This is a genomic window from Pseudoroseomonas cervicalis ATCC 49957 (assembly GCF_000164635.1).
GTDB classification, from domain to species: domain Bacteria; phylum Pseudomonadota; class Alphaproteobacteria; order Acetobacterales; family Acetobacteraceae; genus Pseudoroseomonas; species Pseudoroseomonas cervicalis.
Genome location: NZ_GG770781.1, coordinates 101,498 through 108,173, shown reverse-complemented (window position 1 = coordinate 108,173; position 6,676 = coordinate 101,498). Strand labels below are relative to the sequence as shown.

The following is a 6,676-nucleotide window of genomic DNA, read 5'->3' as shown; positions in this document are numbered from 1 at the left end:
CGTCGGAGCGCCGGCGCGACGAGGAGCAGCGCCGCATGCTGGAGCGCCACCGGCAGGACCGCGAGCAGGCGCGGCAGGAGATCGAGCGGCAGCGGCAGCGCCAGGCGGTCGAGGCGCAGCGCCAGCAGGTGGAACGCGACCGCCGCCGCATCGAGGCGGAGCGGCGCCGCATCGAGCAGCAGCGCCGCAACTAGGGTCCGGCGGCGCCACCGGCGCCGCCCCCCTGGACAAAAAGTCAGGCGGCGCGGACGCCGGTGACGAAGCCATCCACCGTGCGGGTCAGCTGCTCCGCCTGGCGCGACAGGTCGGCGGCCGAGGCCAGCACCTGGGCGGAAGCGGCCCCGGTATGGCTGGCGCCGCTGCTGACGGTGGCGATGTTGCGCGTCACCGTGTCGGTCGCCTGGGCGGTCTGCTGCACGGTGCGGGCGATCTCGCCGGTGGCGGCGCTCTGCTCCTCCACCGCGGCGGCGATCGCCATGGTGATGCGGCTGACCTCCTCGATGGTGGCGGCGATGCCGCTGATGGCGCTGACCGCCTGCTGCGTCGCCGCCTGGATCTGGCCGATCTGGGCGCCGATCTCGTCGGTGGCGCGGCTGGTCTGGCTGGCGAGGTTCTTCACCTCCGAGGCCACCACGGCGAAGCCCTTGCCGGCCTCGCCGGCGCGTGCCGCCTCGATGGTGGCGTTCAGCGCCAGCAGGTTGGTCTGGGCCGCGATCGAGGTGATCAGCTCCACCACCTCGCCGATCTTGCCGGCCCCCTCGGCCAGCACGCGCACCGTGGCATCCGTCTCGCGCGCCCGCTCCACCGCCTGGCCGGAGACGCTGGTGGCCTGGCTCACCTGGCGGCTGATCTCGCCGATCGAGGCGGCCAGCTCCTCGGCCGCCGAGGCGACCGTCTGCACCCCGCCGCTGGCCTGCTGCGCCGCCTCGGAGACGGCGCCGGCCTGGCGCATCGTGTCCTCCGCCGTGCCGGACATGGCGCGCGCGGTGGCCTCCAGCTCGGTGGCGGCGGCGGAGACGATGCCGACGGCATCGCCCACCTTGGCCTCGAATTCATGGACCAGCGTGGCCAGCGTCTCGGCGCGGCGTTCGCGCGCGGCGCGTTCCCGCGCCTGCTCCGCCGCCAGGGCGTCGGCCTGGCGGAGCCCGTCGCGGCATTCGCCGACGGCGCGGGCGATGTCGCCGATCTCGTCGCCGCGATCCGTGCCGGCCAGCGTGACATCATAGTCGCGCCGCGCCAGGCGGCGCATGGCGGCGGCCAGGGTCGCGGTGCTGCCGGCGACGTGCCGGTCCAGCCACAGCGTGGCGGCCAGGCTGATCAGCAGCGCCAGCGCGACGCCGAGGCCGACCGCCCAGAGGCTCTGGATGAAGGCGTCGTCGGCGGCTAGGGCATCGGCATCGGCACCCTGGCTGGCCAGCGCCGCCAGCTCGTCCATCAGGCCGAACACCTGGCGGATGGCGGCGGCGCTCGCCCCGTTGAACACGCGCATCGCCTCGGCATCGCCGGGCGGCGCCGCCAGCAGTGGCTGCAGCCCCTGCTGGTAGCTGGCATAGGCGGCGCGCAGCCGGGTGAAGACGGTGCGGGCGGCCTCGGTGCGCAGCCGCGCCTCGTTCTCGGCGAAGCGCTGCTCCACCTCGCGCGTGATGGCCTCCACCTCGCGCCGCACCACGATCCGCTCCTCGGCGCTCGGGGTGGCGATGTAGCGCGCCACGCGGGTGCGCTCGCGGCTGACCGTGTATTGCAGCTGGCCGGCGGCGCGGACCGCCGGCAGCCACTCCTCGTGCAGCGCGTCCAGATGGCTGTTGGCGATCTGCAGCTGCGCCAGGCCGATGGCGCCGACGGCCATGGTCAGCAGCATCACCGCGCCGAAGGCGCCGAGCAGCTTGGTGCGCAGGCGCAGGCGCCCCAGGAAGGCGGTCATGGCGGCGTCTTTCCGTGATTTCACGGAAGCGTGAAAAATATTTCTTTCTGTTTAATTAACCGGACGGCGCATCCCTGCCCCGCGTGTCAGCCCCGCTCGGAAAACCGCTCCAGCGCGGTCAGCCGGCGCATCGGGACGTCCACCTCGCCGGCATAGATCTCGCTGCGCAGGAAGGCGGTCTCGGCCTCCAGCTGCTCCTCCGCCACCTCGATATACCAGGCGCGCGGGCGGCCATTGGCCTCGCCATTCCAGCGATAGCCGCGCGCCTTCAGCCGGTCCTTGGCGGCGAAGGGCGCGCCCTCGGCCCAGATGCGCCAGCTCGGCCGGCGTGCCGCCTCCAACAGCCGGACAAGGGCGGGCACGCCGCTGCGCGGCAACGGGCGGGCCAGGATCTCCAGCGTCGCCTGGCAGTCATGCACGGCGCGGTGGCCGTCGAAGAACAGCCCGTGCCGCGCCGCGAGGTCGCCGAGCCGCCGCCCCTCGAACCCCTCCGCCGCCCAGTCCACCCCGTGCAGCGAGCAGGCCCAGGGCTTGGCGGCGAAATCGGGGCAGAAGGCCTCGGCGAAGCGGCGGTCGAAGCCGGCATTGTGGGCGATGACCAGGGCCGCCGGTCCGATGAAGGCGGCCACTTCCTCCGGCGTGAAGCTCTGGCCGGCCACCATGGCGTCGGTCAGGCCGGTCAGCGCCGTGACCTCGGGCGGGATCGGGCGGGCAGGCTGGCGCAGCCGGCTGAACGCCTCGCCCACGGAATACAGCGTGCCGTCCAGCCCATAGGTGAAGGGCAGCATCGCCAGTTCGATGATCTCGTCCTGGCCATGGTCGAGGCCCGTGGTCTCGACATCCAGCACCAGGCCGAGCCGGGTGGCCGCGCCCTGCGGCACGGGGAGCGATGGGCGCGGGGCGATGCGGCGCAGCACGCGGTACTCGCCGCTGGCCTCCAGCGCCGCGGCCATCGCCTCCAGCGCGGCGGGGTCGGGGGGCGGCGGGGCGTCGAGCGGCATATGGCAGGCATGCCGCAGCGCGGGGCCGGGGGCTACGGGATCAGACCGGGAACAGCGCGTCCCTAATCGGCGATGTGATAGCCGCCATCGACATAGAGGGTCTGGCCGGTCATGCCGGCGCCGGCCTCGCTGGCCAGGAAGGCGGCGGTCATGCCGACCTCCTCGATGCGGGCCAGGCGGCGCAGCGGCGCCTCGGCCGCCGCCTGCTCGGCCAGGCTGTCGAACTGCGCGATGCCGGAGGCGGCGCGGGTGCGGATCGGCCCTGGCGAGATGGCATGCACCCGGATGCCTTGCGGCCCCAGCTCGGCCGCCAGGTAGCGGGTGGCGGATTCGAGCGCCGCCTTCACCGGGCCCATCAGGTTGTAGTTCGCCACCACCTGCTCGGCGCCCAGATAGCTCATGCAGAACAGCGTGCCGCCCTGCGGCATCAGCGGCTCGGCCAGCTTGGCCATGCGGATGAAGGACCAGCAGGAGATGTCCATGGCCTGCAGGAAGCCCTGGCGCGAGCAATCGGTGACGCGGCCCTGCAGATCCTCACGCGGGGCATAGGCGATCGAGTGCAGCACCAGGTCGAGCCGCCCCCAGCGCGCCCGCACCGCCTCGAACACCGCCTCCAGCTGCCCCTCCTGGCCGAGATCGAGGGGCAGCAGCAGCTCGGCCTCCGCGGCCTCGGCCAGCGGCGCCACATGCGGGCGGGCGCGCTCGTTCAGATAGGTCACCGCCAGCGCCGCGCCCTGGGCGCGGAAGGCCTGGGCGCAGCCCCAGGCGATCGAGCGGTCATTGGCGATGCCGGTGACCAGCGCCACCTTGCCGTCCAGCCGCAGGCCGGGCAGCGGGCTCACGGCGCCGCCCCCAGCATGTCGAGCACGTGGCGTGCCACCATGCGTTCCTCGTTGGTCGGGATGATGTGTACCGGCAGGCTGCCGGGGGCGTGGATGCGCGGCGCATGCGCCGCATTGGCCGCCGGATCGAGCCGGATGCCGAGCCAGGCGCAGCGCTCGGCGATCATGGCGCGCACCGGCGCCGCGTTCTCCCCCACCCCGGCGGTGAAGACCAGCCCGTCCAGCCCGCCCAGCGCCGAAGCGAGCGCGGCAATGGATTGCGCCGTGCGATAGGCGAAGTAATCCAGCGCCAGCCGCGCCGCCGGGGCGTCGCTGGCCAGCAGGTCGCGCACATCGCCGGACAGGCCGGACAGGCCGCGCAGCCCGCTTTCGTGGTAGAGAATATGCTCGATCTCGGCGGCGCCGCGGCCCTGCTGCGCCAGATAGAGCACCACCCCGGCATCGAGCAGCCCCGGCCGCGTGCCCATGGGCAGCCCGTCCAGCGCGGTGAAGCCCATGGTGCTCTCGACCGAGCGGCCGGCGCGCATCGCGCAGGCCGAGGCGCCGGAGCCCAGATGCAGCACCACGACGCGGCCGCCGGCGATCTCCGGCGCCAGCTCGGGCAATCTGGAAGAGATATATTCGTAGGAGAGGCCGTGGAAGCCGTAGCGCCGCACCCCTTCGGCATGCAGCCGCTCGGGGATGGCGAAGCGCCGCGCCAGCTCCGGCAGGGTGGCGTGGAAGGCGGTGTCGAAACAGGCGACCTGCGGCAGGTCCGGCCGCCGGGCGCGGATCGAGCGGATCGGCGCCAGGTTGTGCGGCTGGTGCAGCGGCGCCAGCGGCACCAGCGCCGTCAGTTCGGCCAGCACCGTGTCATCGACCAGCGCCGGGCCGGTGAAGCGGCCGCCACCATGCACCACGCGGTGGCCGACCGCATCCGGCGGCCCGCCCATGTGGTCGGCGATCCAGCCGCCCAGCGCCGCCTGCGCCGCCTCGCCATCGGCGGTGCGGGCCGGGTCCAGGGCGCGATCCTCCAGCGCCACGTCGCCGGCGGCCCAGGCCAGCAGCCGCGGCCGCGCGGTGCCGATGCCCTCCAGCCGCCCCTTGAAGCGGCGGGTGAGCGCGCCGCCCGCCTCGTCATAGAGCTGGAACTTGATGCTGGAGCTGCCGGCGTTCAGCACCAGGATGGCGCGGCCGCTCATGCCACCCCCTCCAGCCGGGCCGCGAGGTGCCGGGCGTAGAGGGCGGCGACGGCGCAGGAGGCGAGGCGCGTGCGCTGGTTGTCGGCGCGGCTGGTCAGCACGATCGGCACCCTGGCGCCGAGGACGATGCCAGCGGCATCGGCCCCCGACAAAAAGCTCAGATTCTTGGCCAGCATGTTGCCGGCCTCGAGATCGGGCACCACCAGCACCTGGGCGCGGCCGGCGACCTCGGAGACGATGCCCTTGATGCGCGCCGCCGCCGGGCTGATGGCGTTGTCGAGCGCCAGCGGCCCGTCCAGCACGCCGCCCTGGATCTGGCCGCGATCGGCCATCTTGCACAAGGCCGCCGCGTCCAGCGTGCCGGGCAGGCGCGGATTGACCGTCTCCACCGCCGAGAGGATGGCGACCCGCGGCGTGCCGAGGCCGAGCCCGTGATGCAGGTCGATGGCGTTGCGGATGATGTCCGCCTTGGTCGCGAGATCCGGCTGGATGTTGATGGCGGCGTCGGTGATGAAGAGCGGCTCCGGATAGCTCGGCACGTCCATGATGAAGACGTGGGAGATGCGGCGCTCGGTGCGCAGCCCGGCCTCGCGCGCCACCACGGCGGACATCAGCTCGTCGGTGTGCAGGCTGCCCTTCATCAGCAGCCCGGCCTTGCCCTCGCGCACCAGGGCGACGGCGCGGGCGGCCGAGGCATGGCTGTGCGGCGTGTCGATCACCGGCAGGTCGCCAAGATCGAGCCCGGCACGGGCCGCGATCTCGCGGATGCGCGCCTCCGGCCCCACCAGCAGCGGGCGGATCAGCCCCTGCCCCGCCGCCTCCAGCGCGCCGGCCAGCGCGGCCTCGTCGCAGGGATGGGCGACGGCGCAGGGCACCGGCGCCTGGCCCTCGCAGCGGGCGATCAGCCGGCCGTAATGCGAATGCCGGTGCAGCATCAGGTCCGGCGTCTCGCGCGGCGGCAGGAACAGCTTCGTGGCGGGGGCGCAGACCTCGGCCAGCCCCTCGAACACCGTCTCGCCGCGCTGGTTGGTGCCCTGGCAGTCGAGCCGCACCAGCCGCCCCGCCTCCTGCTTGTCGCGCACGGCGACGCGCACGGTCAGCGCGTCGCCGGCCTGGAGCGGCAAGAGGAAGCGCAGCGTCTGCCCGGCATAGACGGTGCCGGCACCCGGCAGGCGGGTGCCGAGCAGGGTGGAGATCAGCGCCGCCCCCAGCATGCTGTGCGCGGTCGGGCGCGGCCCGCCGGATTCGCCCTCCGGCGTCGCCAGATGGGTCGGGTTGGCGTCGCCGGTCAGCGCCGCGTAAAGCTCGATATCCTGCTGGGTGATGCGCCGGGTCAGGCTGGCGCTGTCGCCCGGGGCGATCTCGGCGAAGGGGCGGTTGGCGACGAGCTCGGCCGTCATGCGGAAGCCTCCATGCAGCCGGGGGAGGATAGGCGCTGCGGCGGCGCAGCGGCACCCCCCGGCTGTGCCGCGGCGCACCATTAAACCGAACGGACGGTTTGTGAATTGACGCGGATCAACCCCAGGGGCTTTGTGCGCGGGCTGGAGCCGGGCCGCGGGCGCTGACAAGAATGTCATCCGCTTTCGCGGGAACCTCGCGCCGGTGCCCTGCCGCCCTTTGCCCCCTCCCGACGTTGCTGCGGAACCATGATGCCTGCCCTGCCCCCTCCCGCCCCCGCGCCCGGCCGCCGCCCGGCGGCACCCCGCGCATGAGCGGGACGGCGCGGCCGCT

General features: G+C 73.7%; 6 protein-coding genes. 1 reads left to right on the top strand and 5 read right to left on the bottom strand.

Features of this window, described 5'->3' with window-relative positions; genetic code table 11:
* Positions 1-194, top strand: a 194-nt coding sequence (locus HMPREF0731_RS15680; RefSeq protein ID WP_408734761.1) for a hypothetical protein, incomplete at its 5' end; no start/stop codon positions are given.
* Positions 195-235: 41 nt separating this feature from the next.
* Here HMPREF0731_RS15680 and HMPREF0731_RS15675 read toward each other — a convergent pair.
* From HMPREF0731_RS15675 to HMPREF0731_RS15655, 5 genes are all read right to left on the bottom strand, one after another.
* Complete coding sequence (locus tag HMPREF0731_RS15675) at positions 236-1,921, bottom strand: methyl-accepting chemotaxis protein (protein ID WP_007005147.1); 1,686 nt, start codon at positions 1,919-1,921, stop codon at positions 236-238.
* 86 nt (positions 1,922-2,007) lie between these two features.
* The gene (locus HMPREF0731_RS15670) at positions 2,008-2,922 is read right to left on the bottom strand and encodes a 3'-5' exonuclease (RefSeq protein WP_007005146.1); all 915 of its coding nucleotides are present in this window, start codon (positions 2,920-2,922) and stop codon (positions 2,008-2,010) included.
* 62 nt (positions 2,923-2,984) lie between these two features.
* Entirely contained in the window at positions 2,985-3,764 is a 780-nt protein-coding gene (gene fabI, locus HMPREF0731_RS15665) for an enoyl-ACP reductase FabI (protein WP_007005145.1), read from the bottom strand.
* Complete coding sequence (locus HMPREF0731_RS15660; RefSeq protein WP_007005144.1) at positions 3,761-4,945, bottom strand: acetate/propionate family kinase; 1,185 nt, start codon at positions 4,943-4,945, stop codon at positions 3,761-3,763. The genes fabI and HMPREF0731_RS15660 overlap by 4 nt, the downstream gene beginning before the upstream one ends.
* Positions 4,942-6,345 (bottom strand): bifunctional enoyl-CoA hydratase/phosphate acetyltransferase, encoded by a 1,404-nt coding sequence (locus tag HMPREF0731_RS15655; protein WP_040613609.1) that lies wholly within the window; start codon positions 6,343-6,345, stop codon positions 4,942-4,944. The genes HMPREF0731_RS15660 and HMPREF0731_RS15655 overlap by 4 nt, the downstream gene beginning before the upstream one ends.
* Between the last annotated feature and the right edge of the window lie 331 nt (positions 6,346-6,676).

Bases quoted from the DNA above. Each gene is read 5' to 3' on its own strand.
- HMPREF0731_RS15660 (WP_007005144.1), bottom strand. From the start codon at position 4,945: ATGAGCGGCCGCGCCATCCTGGTGCTGAACGCCGGCAGCTCCAGCATC.
- HMPREF0731_RS15675 (WP_007005147.1), bottom strand. From the start codon at position 1,921: ATGACCGCCTTCCTGGGGCGCCTGCGCCTGCGCACCAAGCTGCTCGGC.
- HMPREF0731_RS15655 (WP_040613609.1), bottom strand. From the start codon at position 6,345: ATGACGGCCGAGCTCGTCGCCAACCGCCCCTTCGCCGAGATCGCCCCG.
- HMPREF0731_RS15670 (WP_007005146.1), bottom strand. From the start codon at position 2,922: ATGCCGCTCGACGCCCCGCCGCCCCCCGACCCCGCCGCGCTGGAGGCG.